This window comes from Bradyrhizobium sp. HKCCYLRH2047, assembly GCF_051168175.1.
In the GTDB taxonomy this organism is placed as follows: domain Bacteria; phylum Pseudomonadota; class Alphaproteobacteria; order Rhizobiales; family Xanthobacteraceae; genus Bradyrhizobium.
Genome location: NZ_JBNPUM010000004.1, coordinates 554,223 through 571,326, shown reverse-complemented (window position 1 = coordinate 571,326; position 17,104 = coordinate 554,223). Strand labels below are relative to the sequence as shown.

The window sequence follows — 17,104 nt, the reverse complement described above, 5'->3', positions numbered from 1 at the left end:
ATCCTCGTCAATTCGTCGCCAGGCGCTCGCGCCCATGCGGCGAGGTGAAATCCTGCCGCGGCCCGACCGGGACGATGCCGGTCGGATTGATGGTGCGATGGCTCTCGTAGTAGTGCCGCTTGATGTGCTCGAAATTCACCGTCGCGGCGATCCCCGGCCATTGGTAGAGATCGCGCGTGTAGGCTGCGAGGTGCGGATAGTCGGCGATGCGGCGGATGTTGCACTTGAAGTGGCCGACATACACCGCATCGAAGCGGATCAGGGTCGTGAACAGCCGGATGTCGGCCTCGGTCATGGTGTTGCCGAGGAGGAAGCGGCGCGCTGACAACCGTTCCTCCAGCCAGTCGAGCGTGGCGAACAGCGGGCCGATCGCCTCCTCATACGCCCCTTGCGTGGTCGCGAAGCCGCATTTGTAGACGCCGTTGTTCAGCGTGTCGTAGACGCGCGCATTGATGGCGTCGATCTCGTCACGCTGGGCTTGCGGATAATAGTCACCTTGCCTGGCGCCGACGCCGTCGAACGACGAATTCAGCATGCGGATGATTTCGGAGGATTCGTTGTTGACGATGGTGCGCTTCTGCTTGTCCCACAGTACGGGCACGGTGACGCGGCCGGAATAATGCGGCTCTGCGGCGGTGTAGACCTGGTGCAGAAGGCCGGCGTGATTGACGCTGTCGGCCACGACGCCCGGACCCTCGGCAAAGGTCCAGCCCTGCTCGCGCATCAGCCAGTGCACGACCGATACCGAGATCATGTCATCGAGCCCCTTCAGGGCGCGCATGATCAGGGTGCGGTGAGCCCACGGGCAGGCCAGGCTGACATAGAGATGATAGCGGCCCGCTTCGGCCGCGAAGCCGCCGGTGCCGGACGGGCCCGGACGGCCGTCAGCCGTGACGAAGCTGCGGAATGCAGAATCCTTGCGGATGAAACGGCCGCCGGACGCCACCGTGTCGTACCAGACGTCGTGCCATTGGCCGTCGACCAGGACTCCCATGACGTTCTCCTCTCACGCCGTGACCTGCGCGGGGGGCAGCAATGTGCCGCCCTCTTGCCTTGGCCCTTACGTGACAGGAGTACACGTCACCCCGCCTCTGCGCCAGCAGAGAGCCCACGCTTCGACGAGACGGCTCCGCCGCGCGACACGCGGTCACGACTGGAACGGGATGGTGCGGCCCGGCTGCGCCGCCTGTTCCCGCGTATAGGAGACGCCGTGCACCTTCACGCCTGCGGCATTCAACAGCGTGATGATGCCGCCCCGGTTCGACAGCGCGACCGGCGCGACGATGGGCACCACCAAGGTGGCGCCGCGCGCGATCGTGCCGCTGAGCTGCATGGCGTTCTTCTGCTTGTCCTTGATCTGCCAGCCGGTGAGATCGACGTCGACATCGGCGGTGTTCAGCAGCGTGACCGTCTCGTGCTCCGGCGTGCGCACGTCGTTGACATAGGCCGCGATGATCCGCACCAGCCCGTCGGGCACGTCGAGCGGCGGAATGTGGTCGCGGTCGGGCGGCGTATGCGGCGCGTTCGGGTGATCGGGATCGGGCGGCAGGATGACCCCGCCGCTGACATCGTCCGAATGCCAGGCCTGGGTCTGGAACTTCAGGAAGATGGCGACCCATTGCTGCTGGTCGGGAAACTCGAAGATCAGTCCACCGTCCTGCCAGGGACCGTTGTCCCCGGCGTATTTGCCGGCCGGATTGCCCTGGTTGAAATGGATATCGTGGATACCGCGGCCGGGCTTGAAGCCGAAATAGCGGTCGGCCTTCTCCTCCGGTCCCCATGCGACGCCGAAGGCATAAATGAGAGCCGTCTCGTCGGACATGGCGCGCTGAACGTAGGCGTCGATTTTCTCGTTGAGATCGTTGTCGGGGCCCGCGGCCGACAGCGGCAGCGGCTTGAGCTCCCACGGCTGCATCAGATTGCCCCGGATGAAATCGAGCGCCACGCCGCCGGGCTTGCTCTCCAATGGATGCAGCCCCTCCGAAAACGCCTTCAGGCCGTCGACGATCGGATGTTCGAAGCGCGAGCGGACCAGGAACTCGACCTCGCTGCCATCCTGGGAACGGACATTGATGGCGATGCGATAGAGCTCACCGTCGGCGGAGACCTGCACCTGATAGTGCGGACTGCTTCCCGACGCCAGACGATTGTTGATGGGCCGACCCTTGAGAAGCGAATAGTCGTTCAATGGCATGGTCGTCTCCAACTCTGTCCGTAACGATATCTAGGACGAGAACAGCAATCGATCGCGTTCGGCCTGCGAGCCGTCGACGTAGAAGCGCTCGAACCAGGCCGGCTTGCCGGACAACGCCGTCGGCTTGCGCAGCGTGATCGCCGCAGGCGCGGACGCGGAGCGCTGCCGCTCGGACTTGCCCTTGAACGCATCGCGCATCCGGTTGCGAAACTGCAGGTGATCGAACACGCGGGTGGCCTCGATCGCATAGGAGGTGGCGATCTTTCGGTCCTCGATCATGATGAGGTGGTCGCCGTTGCCCTTCTCTCCGCTCGGCGAGAAGTTGCTCGATCCGGTGAACACTTTCGCGGTCGGCAGGCTGAAATCGGTCACCAGGAATTTGTGATGGATGTTGCGGCCCTTGCCGCCGGACCATTCGCTGCGGAACGGCTCCGGCGCCTTGCTCGCGAGATAGGCGAAATCGACGAGACCGATCGAGCCGTCGGGCTTGCGCAGCTCCAGGGCGCCGCGCTTGTCGACCGTGCCGTAGCTGAAGATCGGCCGCTCCATCACGCGGTCGAACGCCTCCTTGGTCGGACCGTCGCCGAGCTGGCTCAGAAACGCGACCGAGTAGAACACCGACGAGGTGGCCTGATCGATCGCGGCCCGGATCGGATTGAGCGAGAGATCGGTGGCCTGGTGCGGTGAGAAGCAGAGCTGTACGGTCGGCTTTCCCTCGGTATGGACGGCGTGCCACTTCTTGGAGAAATCATTCTTCCGGAAGACCGAGGGGTCCTCGAAGGCGATGTCGAACATCTCGCCGAACAGCCCGGCGACATCAGGCGAATGAAAGACCAGCATGTTGTTGGCCTGAATATAGAGGCCGCGGAAGGTGAAATTGGTCGAGCCGCACAGCACTTTCTCGGGCTTGCCGTCGCGGCGCGTGATCAGGACCTTGCTGTGCTGGAGGTTGCTGAAATGCGTGCGCAGCACGGCAGCACCCGCCTGCTTGAAGCGCTTGGCGCTGCGCGACTCCGCGCTGCCCGGCAGCTTGTGACTGTTATCCTTGGCGTTGGAATCGTCGATGATCGCCCGCAGCCGCGGACCGAACTGCTCGAGCTGGCCGATCACATCGGGCTCGTTGAGGTCATAGGCCATCACGTCGAGCGTGAGCCCGGGATCCGCAAGGGCCTCTTTCAAGAAGCCGAACAGGAGGTCGTAGGCCTCGAACCCCAGCCACTCATAGACGCTGTCGCCGGCCTCGTTGGTGAGGTCGAGCTTGTCGAAGCCCGGCCCGTCGCGGCTCTCGACGGGAATGATCTCGGCATTGTTGCCGAACTGATCGCGATAGGCCTGAGACGAGGCGAAGTTGCGGGTGAAACCGACGTCGACCAGGCCGTCATAGGTCACGGCGCTCTGCGTGATGTCGAGCGTGAGGCTGGTCCCCGCCACCAGCGTGCCGTCGTTGCGCATGTGCTGCTTGGCGACACGATACGTATAGACGCCATCCTTGGGCCGGTAGGGAAAATGGATCCAGCGGAATTTCTGGAACGGCGCCTCGGTCGACGGGAAATTGCGGTTGCCGTCGACCGCCGCGCCGGCTCCCGCCGGATAGGAAAACGCGATCCTGTTGCGCAACTGAGAAAAATCCCGTGCGCCCGGCGACTTCACTTCGATCGAGAATCCGACCAGGTCGGGTTCGGGCTCGGCAACGTCGAAGCCGATCATCGTCATGCGCTCGCCACGCCACAGCTTGGACGTGAACCCGTTGCTGGATTTGCGGTTCTCGAAATCGCTCATGATCGAAATGCCCCACGGTGATGAAAAAAGGCGCGCACGAAACGCATCTCGTCGAAGGGCTGCAATCTTCGCCAGGACCCGCGGCCGACGCAACCTCAAAATGATCTGAGAACTATCATCAACCAGGATTGTTGCACGATCCTGCGTCGGTCGTGTGAAGACGGATGTGAATGACGTCACAATCGGAGACGGTATCGGGATCAGCTTTGCCGCGATGCCCGCGGTGTCGTCAGTCTCGACGTTGGCGAACGAGCGCGCGGGCACATGACGAGGAACGTCGAAAACGAGCCCTATCGCAAGGCGGGCCTTGCCCGCGTCACCGCGTTGATGAAGCCCTCGCGGGCGTCGGAATGGCCCTGCCCGCGCGGCTCCAGCACATGACGCAGAAGGAACAGGCCGGTCAGCCGGAAACCGTCGAGCAGATCCTGCTGCGACCAGCCATCGCCCTGCTCGCCCTCGCGCAGGAAGGGCGGCATCGGCAGCAGGCGGTCGGCCCATGGCGCGCCGGCCGCGCGCGACACCGCGCCGCCCGACTTCGGCGATACGTAGATCAGGTCCGAGGTCTCGCCGGTCGCAGCGCAGGAGTCGAGATCGAGCCCGAAGCCGAGTTCGGCGAGGATCGCCAGCTCGAAGCGCACGATGTGGACAGCGGCGCTGCCCACATCCTCGAAATCATCGAGCGCATGTTCGAGCCGCAGATACATGTCTTCGTGCGGATCGCGCTCCGGCAACAGCCGGGCCAGCGAGGCAAGATGCGTCACGCCGTAGGCGCCGTGTTGCGCGGAGATCAGCCCCGCCGCCCGCAAGGTCAGCGCGTCGATGGCGTACATGCCGAGATGCTCGTCGAGCCGCGCGCGCCAGATCGCGCGCACCGTATTGCCCGGCTGCAGCACCGGCCGCATGCGCTTGCCGCTGGCCCCGCGCACGAGACCGAGATGCCGGCCATGCTCGCGGGTCAGCAGCTCGACGACAGCCGAGGATTCGCCGTGCCGCCGCACGCCCAGCACGATGCCATCGTCGGTCCATTCCATCTCACGAGCCGCCCAAATGATTCCACACGCGCTTGCCTCCTAGTGCCGGCCGCGGGTGGACAATCAACGTAGCTTGTGCGCGCTGCCGCCACAAAACTCGTCATTGCGAGCGCAGCGAAGCAATCCAAAGTCGGATCGCAGCCCTGGATTGCTTCGCTGCGCTCGCAATGACGTCTTGGTGGCCTTCTGCGCTAGCCCCCAACCTTGGTGGGCGCGCCGCGCTCTACGGCCCTTACGGTCAAAGCGTCACGCGTTGAACCAGCCGCGCGCATCGCCCGTGAACGAGTAGTACAGACCCATCGTCGTCAGCGCGCAGGAGATGACCTCGATGCCGGCATCGAGCGTCATGCCCTTCTGGCCGATCACCTGCACCAGGGAGATGTCGGACAGCACCAGCGCCCCCAGCAGCACCCAGCGCGGCCAGTTCCTGCGGCGCTGCGCCGCCAGATAGACGAAATAGAACAGCAGCAGGATGACCACCCCGTTGAGCACGGTCTGCGCGGTGATCATGTCCTCGGTCATGTCGAAGGTCGGCGTCCGGTCCGACACCGCAACGGACAGCGCGTCCAGCATCAGCGAGATGTAGAGCAGCACTTCGAACCACAGCACGTTGCGCGGCACGCTCATTGTCATTCCCTGGGGAACTCGAGCCCCATCTCCCGGTAGCGGTCGGGATCGTCGCCCCAGTTCTCACGCACCTTCACGAACAGAAACAGGTGCACCGGCACGCCGGTGATCTCTGCGATTTCCTTGCGCGCCTGCGCGCCGATCGACTTGATCGTCGCGCCGCCCTTGCCGAGCACGATCTTGCGCTGGCTGTCGCGCTCCACGAAGATCGTCTGCTCGATGCGGATCGAGCCGTCCTTGCGCTCGGTCCAGCTGTCGGTCTCGACCGTGGACTGGTAGGGCAGCTCCTGATGCAGATGCGAATAGATCTTCTCGCGGGTGATCTCAGCCGCGAGGTGCCGCATCGGCGCGTCCGACATCTGGTCCTCGGGATAATGGAACGGACCGGGAGGCACCATCTCCGCCAAGGCCCGCCTGAGATCGTCGACGCCGTCGCCGGAGATCGCCGAGATCATGAAGGTGCGCGCGAACGACAGCTTCTCGTTGGCGGCCGCGACCAGCGCCAGCAGCTTCTCGCGCGGCACCAGGTCGACCTTGTTGACCACCAGGATCTTTTCGTGCGCGACCGCAGCCGCCTTGTCGATGATGGACTGCGCCTCGTCGTCGATGCCCTTCTTGGCATCGAGCAGCACGCAGACGACATCGGCGTCGTGCGCCCCGCTCCAGGCCGTCGTGACCATGGCGCGGTCCAGCCTGCGCTTCGGCGCGAAGATGCCGGGGGTATCGACCAGGATGATCTGAGACGCCCCCTCGATGACGATGCCGCGGATCAGCGCCCGCGTCGTCTGCACCTTGCGCGAGACGATCGTGACCTTGGAGCCGACCAGGGCGTTGACGAGCGTCGACTTGCCGACATTGGGCGCGCCGATCAGCGCGACGAAACCGCAGCGGGTCCCGGCAGCCGGCACCGATTGTTGTTCAGCCGTCATTGCTGCCGCCGCTGACGCCTTCGCGCTCGATCATGACAGATGCCGCCACCTTTTCTGCCGCGCGCTTGGAGCCGCCGATGCCTTCGGCCGGCTCCAGCCCCGGCAGGTCGACGGCGACACGGAACTGCGGATCGTGATGCGGGCCGGTGCGCTCCACCTCCCGGTAGACCGGGGTCGGCAGGCCCTTGCCCTGCGCCCATTCCTGCAGCACCGTCTTCGGATCGCGCAGCGGGCGCCGCGGCTTGTGCATGCGCTCGGTCCAGTTGCGCTCGACGAAGCCCGCCGCGGCGGTGTAGCCGCCGTCGAGGAAGATCGCGCCGATCACCGCCTCGCAGACGTCACCCAGCACCGACTTGCGCAACCGCGCCCCGGCGCCGGCGCCGACCGCGCCGAGCTTGATGTCGTCGAGCAGGCCGAGCGACTTGGCGACGTCGGCGCAGCTCTCCTTGCGCACGAGATCGGCGAGCCGCTTCGACAACTCCCCCTCGTCCGCGCTCGGAAACGAGCGGTACAGCATGTCGGACACGATCAGGCCGAGCACGTGGTCGCCGAGAAATTCGAGCCGCTGATAGCTGTCGCCGCGCTTCTTGGACGATTTCAGCGCCGAGACGTGGGTGAAGGCGGTGCTGAGCAGCGACGGATCGGCAAAGTGATGGCCGATGCGCGCCTCGATCGCCGCATTGGCGGCCTTGTCCGCGGCCTTGGCGCCCTTGGCGGCGCCGGTCCCCGCGCTCTTGGCACGGCGGCTGCCCTTCGCCTTGCTGCGCGGCTTGCCATCGGATTCGGCCTCGGCAACGAGCGCGGTCGGGTCCACCCCATCGTCGGTCGGGCCAGCGGGCCCCGATTCGGACTCGACGGTCTTCATGTCTGGCTTGGAGACCGGCTTCGCCTCGGTCCTGGAATCGGCCTTTGGCTCGGTCTTGGGCTCGCTCTTCTGCTCGGGCTTGATCTCAGACTTCGGCCGCGACACAGCCTTGGGCGACGCCTCCAGCGCACCCGTGCCGGGTTGCGGGCTCGATGCGGCAGCCTGCGTGGTCTGGATATCGGGTGAGTCGTCGATCATCGCACGAATTTGAAGATTCGATTCCAGCGCACCGATACCGGCCAGCGCCAGAACGCCCAGGCATGCTCGCCTTCGGCAATGGAAAAGAAGATCAGCTGCGCACGGCCGACGATGTTCTCGAACGGCACGTAGCCGACCTGGCTGAGGAAGCGGCTGTCGGTCGAGTTGTCGCGGTTGTCGCCCATCATGAAGAAGTTGCCGGCCGGCACGGTATACACCGCGGTGTTGTCGACATAGCCGTTGTCGACGCAGTCCAGCGTCTCATAGCTGACGCCGTTCGGCAGCGTCTCCTTCCAGCGCTTGACGCGCGCGGTCGAGTCCGGCTGCCCGCAGGGATCCTCGCCGATGAAGTCGGACAGCCGCTCGCGCTGCACCGGCTTGTCGTTGATGTAGAGCAGCCCTTCGCGCACCTGGATGCGGTCGCCAGGCAGGCCGATCACGCGCTTGATGTAGTCGGTGGTATCGTCCTTCGGCAGACGAAACACGACGATGTCGCCGCGGTTCGGCTCCGAGCCGAAGATGCGGCCCGAGAACAGCGGCGGCGACAGCGGGATCGAGTAGTGGCTATAGCCGTACGAATATTTCGATACGAACAGATAGTCGCCGACCAGCAGGGTCGCCTTCATCGATCCCGACGGGATGTTGAACGGCTGGAACAGGAACGTACGGATCACCAGCGCGATCAGTAGCGCATGAACGACGACACGAACGGTTTCACCGAGGCCGCTCTCAGTCTTGGTTCCGGAGGTCACGCTCATCGCTCTTTCAATGTCCCTTGGCGAATGGTCCGACGATTCGCCAGCCGTTGCCGAACACCCCTCCGTCCGCGAACACCATACCGTTCCGCGGCTTAAGGGAGTCTGTCCTGATTCTGGTGGTTAAGGCCAACTCCGGTTTGACCCAGAATCCGCCCGTGATGCAGCCGGTTCGATCCCGGCGGGTTTTAGACGACTGCGCGGGGCCGCGCAATCAATCGCCGCATCAAAACTACATAACTCGCTGAAATCGATCGCATTTTTGTTTTTCCTGCTGGGGCGGCCGCCCGTCAGGATGTCTCGCGGCGCACCGCCGAAATTATGACGAAGGCTTGCGCCAGCGGCCAGTCGTCGGTGATCGACAGGTCGATGCGCGGCTCGTGGCCCTCGGGGGTCAGCGCCTTCAGCCGTTCGGCCGCGCCCCCCGTGAGCTGCATGGTCGGCCGGCCGCCGGGCAGATTGACGACGCCCATGTCGCGCCACCACACGCCCTGACGGATCCCGGTGCCGAGCGCCTTGGCGCAGGCCTCCTTGGCAGCGAACCGCTTGGCGTAGGTGGCGACCACCATCTTCTCGTTCTTGGCCCGCCGCTCCGCCTTGGCGCGCTCGGCCGCGGTGAAGATCCGGTTCAGGAAGCGCTCGCCGTGCCGGTCCATCACCTCGGCCACGCGGCGGATGTCGATCAGGTCGGAGCCGATGCCGATGATCATGCCGCCGTCCCCAACCGCGCACGGCCGCGATCCATCGCCGCGCGCATGGTGCGGACGGTCTCGGCGAGGCCCACGAACAGCGCCTCCCCCATCATGAAGTAGCCGATGTTGAGCTCGACGATCTCCGGCAGCGTCGCGATCCGCTCGGCGGTGGCATAGTCGAGCCCGTGGCCGGCATGGACCTCGAGCCCGGCTGCATAGGCCTGCCGGGTGCCGGTGACGATCCGCTCCCACTCCGCGTCCGCCTTGTCGTGGTGGCCGTCGGTGATGGCATCGCACCAGCCGCCGGTGTGGATCTCGATCACGGGCGCGCGCAGCCGCGCCGCCATCTCGATCTGCGCCGGATCGGCGGCGATGAACAGCGACACCCGGATGCCGGCATCGCCGAGCCGGGCGATCGCCGGCGCTAGCGCGTTGTGCTGGCCGACCACGTCGAGGCCGCCCTCGGTGGTCAGTTCCTCGCGCCGCTCCGGCACCAGGCAGCAGGCATGCGGGCGCGTCGCAAGCGCGATCCGCACCATCTCCTCGGTGGCCGCCATCTCGAAGTTCAGCGGCTTGGAGATCTCGGCCTTCAGCCGCGCCATGTCGTCGTCGCGGATGTGCCGGCGGTCCTCGCGCAGATGCGCCGTGATGCCGTCGGCCCCGGCCTCGATCGCAAGCAGCGCGGCACGCACCGGATCGGGGCTGCGGCCGCCGCGGGCATTTCGCAAGGTGGCGATGTGGTCGACGTTGACGCCAAGGCGCAGCTTCGGAGGATGTGACTTCGACGGATCGGACATGGGCCGGCTCGCAGGACTTTCGAGTAGACTACGGCTTGTTTAGCTCATCCCGAAGCAGAACGCCGCAGCCATCCCCGCAGATTAGCCATTCACCCGGTCGACCCGCGCCACGATGGTCTTGGCGCGCAACTGGTTGATGATCGCCGAGAGATGCTTGAGGTCATAGACCTCGAGATCGATCGTGAGCTCGGTGAAGTCAGGCGAGCGGCGGCTCATGCTGATGTTGTCGATGTTGCCGTCATGCTCGGCGATCACGGTGGCGACCTGGGCGAGGCTGCCCGGCTCGTTGACGTTCTCGACGCGAATGCGCGCCGGAAAGCGCTGCGGCGAGGTCTCGTCGACGTCCCAGCGCACGTCGAGCCAGCGCTCTGGCTCCTCCTCGAAATCCTTCAGCGCCGGCGACTGGATCGGATAGATCGTGATCCCCTCGCCCGGCGTCACGATGCCGACGATGCGGTCGCCCGGCACGGCACCGCCGTTGGGCGCGAACTTCACCGGCAGGCCGGAATTGAGCCCGCTGATCGGGATGGCAAACGGGCCGCGGTGGGGCTCGGTCGGAGGCGCGGCAGCCTTGGCCGCCGGCGCGGCGGCCATCTTCTTGGCGCCGTAGCGCACGACGCGCTCTTCCTTGTAGTCCGGATACATTGCGCGCGCGACGTCGGAGGCCTTGATCTCGCCGCGACCGACCGCCGCCATCACGTCCTCGATCGAGGCGCGCGCCAGACGCGGCAGCGCGCCCTTGAGCTTGTCGTCGGCATATTCGAGCTTGGTCCGCTCGAACAGACGTTCGACGATGCGCCGGCCCAGCCCGGCATATTGATCGCGCACGGCGGTTCGGGTGGCGCGCCGGATGGCGGCGCGTGCCTTGCCGGTGATGGCGAGCGTCTCCCAGGCCGAGGGCGGCGCCGACTGCGCGTCCGAGGTCAGCACCTCGACCTCGTCGCCGTTCTGCAGCTCCGACGACAGCGCGGCGAACTTGCCGTTGATCTTGCAGCCGACGGCGCTGTTGCCGACGTCGGTATGCACGGCATAGGCGAAGTCGATCACGTTTGCGTGGCGTGGCAGCGCGATGAGCTTGCCCTTCGGCGTGAAGCAGAACACCTGATCGTGAAACAGCTCGAGCTTGGTGTGCTCGAGGAACTCCTCCGGATTCGCGCTCTCCGACAGGATGCCGATAGTGTGGCGCAGCCAGGCGAAGGCATTCGATTCGCGCTTCAGCCGCTCCGTCGGCGAGGCGATGTCGTCCTTGTAGAAGGCATGGGCCGCGATGCCGAGCTCGGCGATCTGATCCATGTCCTCGGTGCGGATCTGCAGCTCGACGCGCTGCTTGCCCGGGCCAATCACGGTCGTGTGGATCGAGCGATAGTCGTTCTGCTTCGGCGTCGAGATGTAGTCCTTGAACCGGCCGGGCACGACAGGCCAGGTCGTATGCACGATACCGAGCGCACGATAGCAGGATTCGAGATCCGGCATGATGACGCGAAAGCCGAAGATGTCGGACAGCTGCTCGAACCCGATGGATTTGCGTTCCATCTTGGTCCAGATCGAGAATGGCCGCTTGCGGCGACCGAACACCCGCGCCGTCAGGCCATGCTCGCGAAACTTGCGGGCCAGCTGGCTCTCGATCTCGCCGATCAGGTTGCGATTGCGCTCCGCCAGCGCATCGAGCCGCTGCATCACCACGCTGTACGCCTGCGGGTCGAGCGTCCGGAACGAGAGATCCTCGAGCTCCTCGCGCATCTCCTGCATGCCCATGCGGCCCGCGAGCGGCGCGTAGATGTCGAGCGTCTCCTCAGCGATCCGCCGCCGCGACGCCTCCGGCACGAACTCCAGCGTGCGCATGTTGTGCAAGCGATCGGCGAGCTTGACCAGCAGCACACGCACGTCGTCGGCGATCGCCAGCAGGAGCTTGCGCAGATTCTCGGCCTGCTTGGCCTCGCGCGAAACCAGCTCGAGCCGTTTCAGCTTGGTCAATCCCTCGACGAGCGCACCGATCTCGGGGCCGAAGAAGCGGTCGATCTCGGCGCGGGTCGCCTCGGTGTCCTCGATCGTGTCGTGCAGCAGCGCCGCGACGATGGTGGCGTCGTCCAGCTTCAGGTCGGTCAAAATGGCCGCGACCTCGAGCGGATGCGTGAAATACGGGTCGCCGGACGCGCGGGTCTGCGACCCATGCGCCTTCATGGCGTACACATACGCGCGGTTGAGCAGATCCTCGTTCGTATCCGGATTGTAGGAGCGGACCCGTTCCACGAGATCGTACTGTCGCATCATGCGGGAGCGCGGCTTCGGCGGCCGCGGCCGCTCAGCCGGCGGCGAAGGCGCCAACGCGGCCGATTCGGCCGCCGCCTGCATCTGCTGAGGAGTGTGGCCCGAAACCACCATGGAAAATGACTAAACCTTTATCTTCGTGACCAAATCTGCCGGATGGCAGGCGTTTGTCGCAGCCCTATGGTAATCACGGAATCACGTTCAAATGCAAAGGCCCGGACGTGGTCCGGGCCTTCACATTCTCACAAGTTAGCTGGAGCTCGCGCTGACGGTGACGAGACCGTCACTCGTCCTCTTCCGGCTGCTCTTCCGGCGGAGCGAGGCCCTCGAGGCCCTTCAGCAATTCTTCCTCGGTCATGCGCTCGACGGCGACCTCGGTGTCGTCGGCATCGACGCTGGCACCGGCCGAGCCGATCAGCGGCACCGTGTCCGGCTCCGGCTCGTCGACCTCGACGAACTTCTGCAGCGAATGCACCAGTTCTTCCTTCAGATCCTCGGGAGAAATGGTCGAATCCGCAATTTCCCGGAGTGCGACGACGGGATTCTTGTCATTATCTCTATCAATTGTAAGTTGTGATCCCGACGAGATCATGCGCGCGCGATGCGCGGCCAGGAGAACCAGGTCGAACCGGTTGTCGACTTTATCGATACAATCTTCCACAGTGACGCGCGCCATTGTCGCTCCGGTCCTTTGTGTGCTTAATATGCTGATTATGCTGGGCTAGTTATAGAGGCTGGCTGGCTTTCGCAAGGCAAAACTGGCGTCAGGGTTCGGTAAGGGGCAAGGAGTACCGAATTCGGCAACCTTGACTGGCGCTCCGTCCAGACCCGCGGAATTCGGGCCTTGGACAAGAAAACGCTTCATTACGTCGTCACAAGTACGCCTTTGTTGCCCCGATCACTCCGGTTTGCGGTAACCTCACACCAGATGGACCGCCGACGCCTTGGCAGTATCTTGAAATGGAGTGCGCGACCGACTGGAGTCGCGCCCAAAATAGAATCTAACTGAACGCGAGACACTGAATGTCATCTTCGACCAACAAGATTGCGCTCTTCATTGACGGCGCCAACCTATACGCCACGGCCAAGACGCTCGGCTTCGACATCGACTACAAGCGCCTGCTCAAGGAATTTCAGAGCCGCGGCACGCTGCTCCGCGCATTCTATTACACCGCGATCATCGAGGATCAGGAGTACTCGTCGATTCGGCCCTTGATCGACTGGCTCGACTACAACGGCTATACCGTCGTCACCAAGGCGACGAAGGAGTTCATCGACGCCAGCGGCCGACGCAAGGTCAAGGGCAACATGGACATCGAGCTCGCCGTCGATGCCATGGAGCTCGCCGAGCATATCGACCAGATGGTGCTGTTCTCGGGCGACGGCGACTTCCGCTCGCTGGTCGAAGCGATGCAGCGCCGCGGCGTTCGCGTCACCGTGATCTCGACCATCTCCAGCCAGCCGCCGATGATCGCCGACGAGCTGCGCCGTCAGGCCGACGTCTTCACCGACCTCATGGAGTTGCAGTCCAAGCTCGGCCGCGACCCGTCGGAGCGCCCCGCCCCGCGCGAGCCGCGCCACCATTCCCCGCAATTCCTGCAGCGCTCCACCACGCCGGCCGCCCGCGCCACGACCACCGCCACCACCACGCCCAACGATGACGATTTCGAGGACTAGGCGGACGGGCACTCAGCCTGCGCCGCCTGCCCTGTCTTCGACCAATCCCGATCGAGACTGTCCGCTGTGCCCTCGCCTCGTGGAATTCCGCGAGGCGCAGCGCGCGCGCGAGCCGTCATGGTTCAACGCGCCTGTGCCGTCGTTCGGTGATCCCGATGCGCGGCTGTTGATCGTCGGGCTCGCGCCGGGGCTGCAGGGCGCCAATCGGACCGGGCGTCCCTTCACCGGCGACTATGCCGGCGAGCTGCTCTACGGGACGCTGCTGCACTACGGATTTGCGAAGGGCCGATTCGAGGCACGTCCCGACGACGGGCTGACGCTGGTGGATTGCCGAATCAGCAACGCGGTGCGCTGCGTGCCGCCGCAGAACAAGCCGCTGCCCGCCGAGATCAACCAGTGCCGAAGCTTCCTCGGCGCCACCATCGCCGCGATGCCGCGGCTGCGCAGCATCGTCGCGCTCGGCCGCATCTCCCACGACACGCTGCTGAAGCTGCTGGGCCTGCGCGCGGTCGCGGCGCCCTTCGCCCACGGCGCCGTGCACCAGGCCGGCGGGATCAGGCTGTACGACAGCTATCACTGCTCACGCTACAATACGAACACCGGCGTGCTCACGACCGAGATGTTCCACGCCGTGTTCGCGCGTGTGAAGGCGGATCTGGATTAGGTCGGTCCGCCCCATCCTCACGCGGCGACGCGGTTGTCCTTCAGCCACGCCAGCACGTCGCCCGCGTTCCTGTCCGGAGGAAACACCGGATAGAACACGTGGGTGATGCAGGCGTCGTCCACGATCATGGCAAGCCGCTTGATCATGGTCAGCCCGGCGATCTCCATGGTCGGCAACCGCAGGGCATTGGTCAGCTCGAGCTTTTCGTCCGACAGCACCGGAAACGGCAGGTGCAGGCGCGAGGCCATCTCGGTCTGATAGGCATTGCTCTGCGTCGACAGGCCGAACACATGCGCGGCGCCTGCCGATTTCAACTCGCCGAACAGGTCGCGGAAGCTGCAGGTCTGCGGCGTGCAGCCGCGCGCACCCGGGATCATGTCCCAGTCCTCGACCAGCGACACCTTGCCGGGTTCGCCGGTCCGCGGATAGGCGAACACGACGGTCCGTCCCGGCAGATCGGACAACGTGACCAGCATGTCGTCGGTGGCACGCAGTCCGATCGCGGGAATGATCGTCCCGACCAGATGATCGGCTGCGCCGTCGTCGGTCGGAGCCGGAATCCGGCTCCAGTCGACATCCAAGAGGTTCTTCTGATTCATCGGATGCTGTCCCAAGGCTCAGGCGTGCCGCCGAGGAGCGCGCGGCAAAGGTCTCGTTAGCCGCGCGCCCGCAGCAGCCGGCCCTTCTCGCGGCCCCAATCGCGCTTCTTTTCGCTCTCGCGCTTGTCGTGCAGCTTCTTGCCCTTGGCGACGGCGAGCAGCAGCTTGGCGCGGCCACGCTCGTTGAAATAGAGCTTGAGCGGGATCAGCGTCATGCCTTCGCGCTCGACCGCGCCCATCAGCTTGTTGATCTGCTTGCGATGCAGCAGCAGCTTGCGCGGCCGCTTCGGCTCGTGATTGAAGCGGTTGGCCTGCAGATATTCGGGAATGTTGGCGTTGATCAGCCAGATCTCGCCGTCGCGCGAATCCGCATAGGATTCCGCGATCGTCGACTTGCCGCTGCGGACCGACTTCACCTCGGTGCCGGTCAGCGCGATGCCGGCCTCGATGGTGTCCTCGATCGCATAGTTGAACCGCGCCTTGCGGTTCTCTGCGGCGACGGTGATCTTGGGCTCGTTCTTGTCTGCCACGTCAGGCCTTCTTCAGGAGATCCCTGATTTCGGTCAGAAGCTCGACCTCGGGTGTGGGCTTCGGCGGAGCGGCCGGCGCAGCCTCCTGCTTCCGCTTCAACGTGTTCATCAGCCGGATGACGATGAAAAGAACGAAGGCGACGATCACGAAGTTCAGCGTGATCGTCAGGAAGCTGCCATAGGCCAGCACCGCGCCCTGCTTCTTCGCATCGGCAAGGTTGCCGGCATTTACCGCTTTGGACAGCGGGATGAAGTAGTTGGAGAAATCAAGGCCGCCGGTGACCGCGCCGATGATCGGCATGATGACGTCGCCGACCAGCGAGTTGACGATGGCGCCGAACGCCGCGCCGATGATGACGCCGACCGCGAGGTCGACGACGTTGCCCTTCATCGCGAATTCACGGAATTCCTTCAACATGCTCGCATCCCCCTCAAGATACGTCGGCTCAGTTGATCAGTCCGGCATGAACCATCGCCTCGCGCACCGCGACCCGGGTCGGCTCCGACACCGGCACCATCGGCAGCCGCAGCTTCTCCTCGATCTTGCCGAGCAGCGACAACGCGTATTTCACCGGCGCCGGGTTGGACTCGATGAACAGGTTGGTGTGCAGCGGCATCAGCTTGTCGTGGATCTTCAGCGCGGTGGCGACATCGCCCTTCTGCCAGGCCTGGTGGAATTCCGAGCACAGCCGCGGCGCGACGTTCGACGTGACGGAGATGCAGCCATGGCCGCCATGCGCCATGTAGCCGATGATCGTCGCATCCTCGCCCGAGAGCTGGTTGAACTCCTCGCCCATCGCGGCGCGCTGCTGCGACACCCGCACCATGCTGGCGGTGGCGTCCTTCACGCCGGCGATGTTCTTCAGCTCGAACAGGCGCTTCATGGTGTCGACGGACATGTCGATCACCGAGCGCGGCGGAATGTTGTAGATGATGATCGGAATGCCGATCGCGTCGTTGATCGCCTTGAAGTGCTGATACAGGCCTTCCTGCGTCGGCTTGTTGTAATAGGGCGTCACCACCAGCACCGCGTCCGCCCCCGCCTTCTCGGCGTGCTGGGCGAGCTCGACCGCCTCTTTGGTCGAATTGGAGCCGGCGCCGGCGACGACCGGCAAGCGTCCCCGGGCCTCGGCAATGCACCACTCGACCACCCGCTTGTGCTCGTCATGGCTGAGCGTCGGGCTCTCGCCCGTCGTGCCGACCGGCACGAGGCCGTTGGTGCCCTCGTCGATCTGCCAGTTCACCAGGCTTCGGAAGGCGGCCTCGTCGACGGACCCGTTCTTGAAAGGAGTGACCAAGGCGGTGAAAGAACCCCGGAAATTCGTCTTGGCTGCCATGAAACTCCCTCCCAAACGCCGTTTGGCCCCTGTGCGAGCCACTTCATACCGGGTCTACCGACGGGGCGGAAGGCCCGCCCGCGGTTGGGCTGCCTTCTCAACAGGCACCCGAATCGCTCTGCCGCGCCCGCGACAGCCCGGCCCGCACACTTCGCACCGGGC

At 64.9% G+C, this 17,104-nt stretch carries 18 protein-coding genes; 2 read left to right on the top strand and 16 right to left on the bottom strand.

From position 1 onward, the window contains the following. Window positions 1-7 precede the first annotated feature (7 nt). The 12 genes from ACQR1D_RS12960 to rpoZ form a co-directional block, all read right to left on the bottom strand. Window positions 8-994 (bottom strand): glutathione S-transferase family protein, encoded by a 987-nt coding sequence (locus ACQR1D_RS12960; RefSeq protein ID WP_434838234.1) that lies wholly within the window; start codon window positions 992-994, stop codon window positions 8-10. Between the two features lie 153 nt (window positions 995-1,147). Next, a complete protein-coding gene (locus tag ACQR1D_RS12955; RefSeq protein ID WP_315803994.1) occupies window positions 1,148-2,194 on the bottom strand; it encodes a DUF2278 family protein in 1,047 nt (348 codons plus the stop codon). A gap of 30 nt (window positions 2,195-2,224) precedes the next feature. Continuing rightward, entirely contained in the window at window positions 2,225-3,973 is a 1,749-nt protein-coding gene (locus ACQR1D_RS12950; RefSeq protein WP_434838235.1) for a phospholipase D-like domain-containing protein, read from the bottom strand. Between the two features lie 290 nt (window positions 3,974-4,263). Beyond that, complete coding sequence (gene recO / locus ACQR1D_RS12945) at window positions 4,264-5,004, bottom strand: DNA repair protein RecO (protein ID WP_434838236.1); 741 nt, start codon at window positions 5,002-5,004, stop codon at window positions 4,264-4,266. 246 nt (window positions 5,005-5,250) lie between these two features. Further along, window positions 5,251-5,631 (bottom strand): hypothetical protein, encoded by a 381-nt coding sequence (locus tag ACQR1D_RS12940; RefSeq protein ID WP_315803997.1) that lies wholly within the window; start codon window positions 5,629-5,631, stop codon window positions 5,251-5,253. A 2-nt stretch (window positions 5,632-5,633) separates the two neighbouring features. Continuing rightward, the gene (era, locus tag ACQR1D_RS12935) at window positions 5,634-6,560 is read right to left on the bottom strand and encodes a GTPase Era (RefSeq protein ID WP_315803998.1); all 927 of its coding nucleotides are present in this window, start codon (window positions 6,558-6,560) and stop codon (window positions 5,634-5,636) included. Then, window positions 6,550-7,623 (bottom strand): ribonuclease III, encoded by a 1,074-nt coding sequence (gene rnc, locus ACQR1D_RS12930; protein WP_434838237.1) that lies wholly within the window; start codon window positions 7,621-7,623, stop codon window positions 6,550-6,552. The genes era and rnc overlap by 11 nt, the downstream gene beginning before the upstream one ends. Next, window positions 7,620-8,381: a signal peptidase I gene (lepB, locus tag ACQR1D_RS12925; protein ID WP_315804000.1), complete on the bottom strand. Its 762-nt coding sequence runs from the start codon at window positions 8,379-8,381 to the stop codon at window positions 7,620-7,622. The genes rnc and lepB overlap by 4 nt, the downstream gene beginning before the upstream one ends. A 287-nt stretch (window positions 8,382-8,668) precedes the next feature. Beyond that, on the bottom strand, window positions 8,669-9,088 hold the full coding sequence (gene acpS, locus ACQR1D_RS12920) for a holo-ACP synthase (protein WP_315804001.1): 420 nt from the start codon (window positions 9,086-9,088) through the stop codon (window positions 8,669-8,671). Further along, window positions 9,085-9,867: a pyridoxine 5'-phosphate synthase gene (locus tag ACQR1D_RS12915; RefSeq protein ID WP_434838238.1), complete on the bottom strand. Its 783-nt coding sequence runs from the start codon at window positions 9,865-9,867 to the stop codon at window positions 9,085-9,087. Before ACQR1D_RS12915 ends, acpS begins: the two co-directional genes overlap by 4 nt. Before the next feature lie 81 nt (window positions 9,868-9,948). Continuing rightward, the gene (locus ACQR1D_RS12910; protein ID WP_315804002.1) at window positions 9,949-12,249 is read right to left on the bottom strand and encodes a RelA/SpoT family protein; all 2,301 of its coding nucleotides are present in this window, start codon (window positions 12,247-12,249) and stop codon (window positions 9,949-9,951) included. A 169-nt stretch (window positions 12,250-12,418) separates the two neighbouring features. After that, the gene (gene rpoZ, locus ACQR1D_RS12905) at window positions 12,419-12,811 is read right to left on the bottom strand and encodes a DNA-directed RNA polymerase subunit omega (RefSeq protein WP_006612728.1); all 393 of its coding nucleotides are present in this window, start codon (window positions 12,809-12,811) and stop codon (window positions 12,419-12,421) included. Between the two features lie 347 nt (window positions 12,812-13,158). Between rpoZ and ACQR1D_RS12900 the strand changes: the two genes are divergently transcribed. Next, complete coding sequence (locus ACQR1D_RS12900) at window positions 13,159-13,812, top strand: NYN domain-containing protein (protein ID WP_315804003.1); 654 nt, start codon at window positions 13,159-13,161, stop codon at window positions 13,810-13,812. Next, entirely contained in the window at window positions 13,793-14,476 is a 684-nt protein-coding gene (locus ACQR1D_RS12895; protein WP_315804004.1) for a uracil-DNA glycosylase, read from the top strand. The genes ACQR1D_RS12900 and ACQR1D_RS12895 overlap by 20 nt, the downstream gene beginning before the upstream one ends. Window positions 14,477-14,493: 17 nt before the next feature. On the opposite strand, the gene ACQR1D_RS12890 is transcribed toward ACQR1D_RS12895, so the two are convergent. The 4 genes from ACQR1D_RS12890 to dapA are packed head-to-tail and all read right to left on the bottom strand — an operon-like array spanning window position 14,494 to window position 16,942. Beyond that, window positions 14,494-15,075: a peroxiredoxin gene (locus ACQR1D_RS12890; protein WP_434838239.1), complete on the bottom strand. Its 582-nt coding sequence runs from the start codon at window positions 15,073-15,075 to the stop codon at window positions 14,494-14,496. A gap of 56 nt (window positions 15,076-15,131) precedes the next feature. Next, on the bottom strand, window positions 15,132-15,605 hold the full coding sequence (smpB, locus tag ACQR1D_RS12885) for an SsrA-binding protein SmpB (protein ID WP_315804006.1): 474 nt from the start codon (window positions 15,603-15,605) through the stop codon (window positions 15,132-15,134). A 1-nt stretch (window position 15,606) separates the two neighbouring features. Continuing rightward, window positions 15,607-16,023 (bottom strand): large conductance mechanosensitive channel protein MscL, encoded by a 417-nt coding sequence (mscL, locus tag ACQR1D_RS12880; RefSeq protein ID WP_316181903.1) that lies wholly within the window; start codon window positions 16,021-16,023, stop codon window positions 15,607-15,609. A gap of 28 nt (window positions 16,024-16,051) precedes the next feature. Continuing rightward, window positions 16,052-16,942, bottom strand: a complete 891-nt coding sequence (gene dapA / locus ACQR1D_RS12875; protein ID WP_434838240.1) for a 4-hydroxy-tetrahydrodipicolinate synthase — start codon at window positions 16,940-16,942, stop codon at window positions 16,052-16,054. Window positions 16,943-17,104 lie beyond the last annotated feature (162 nt).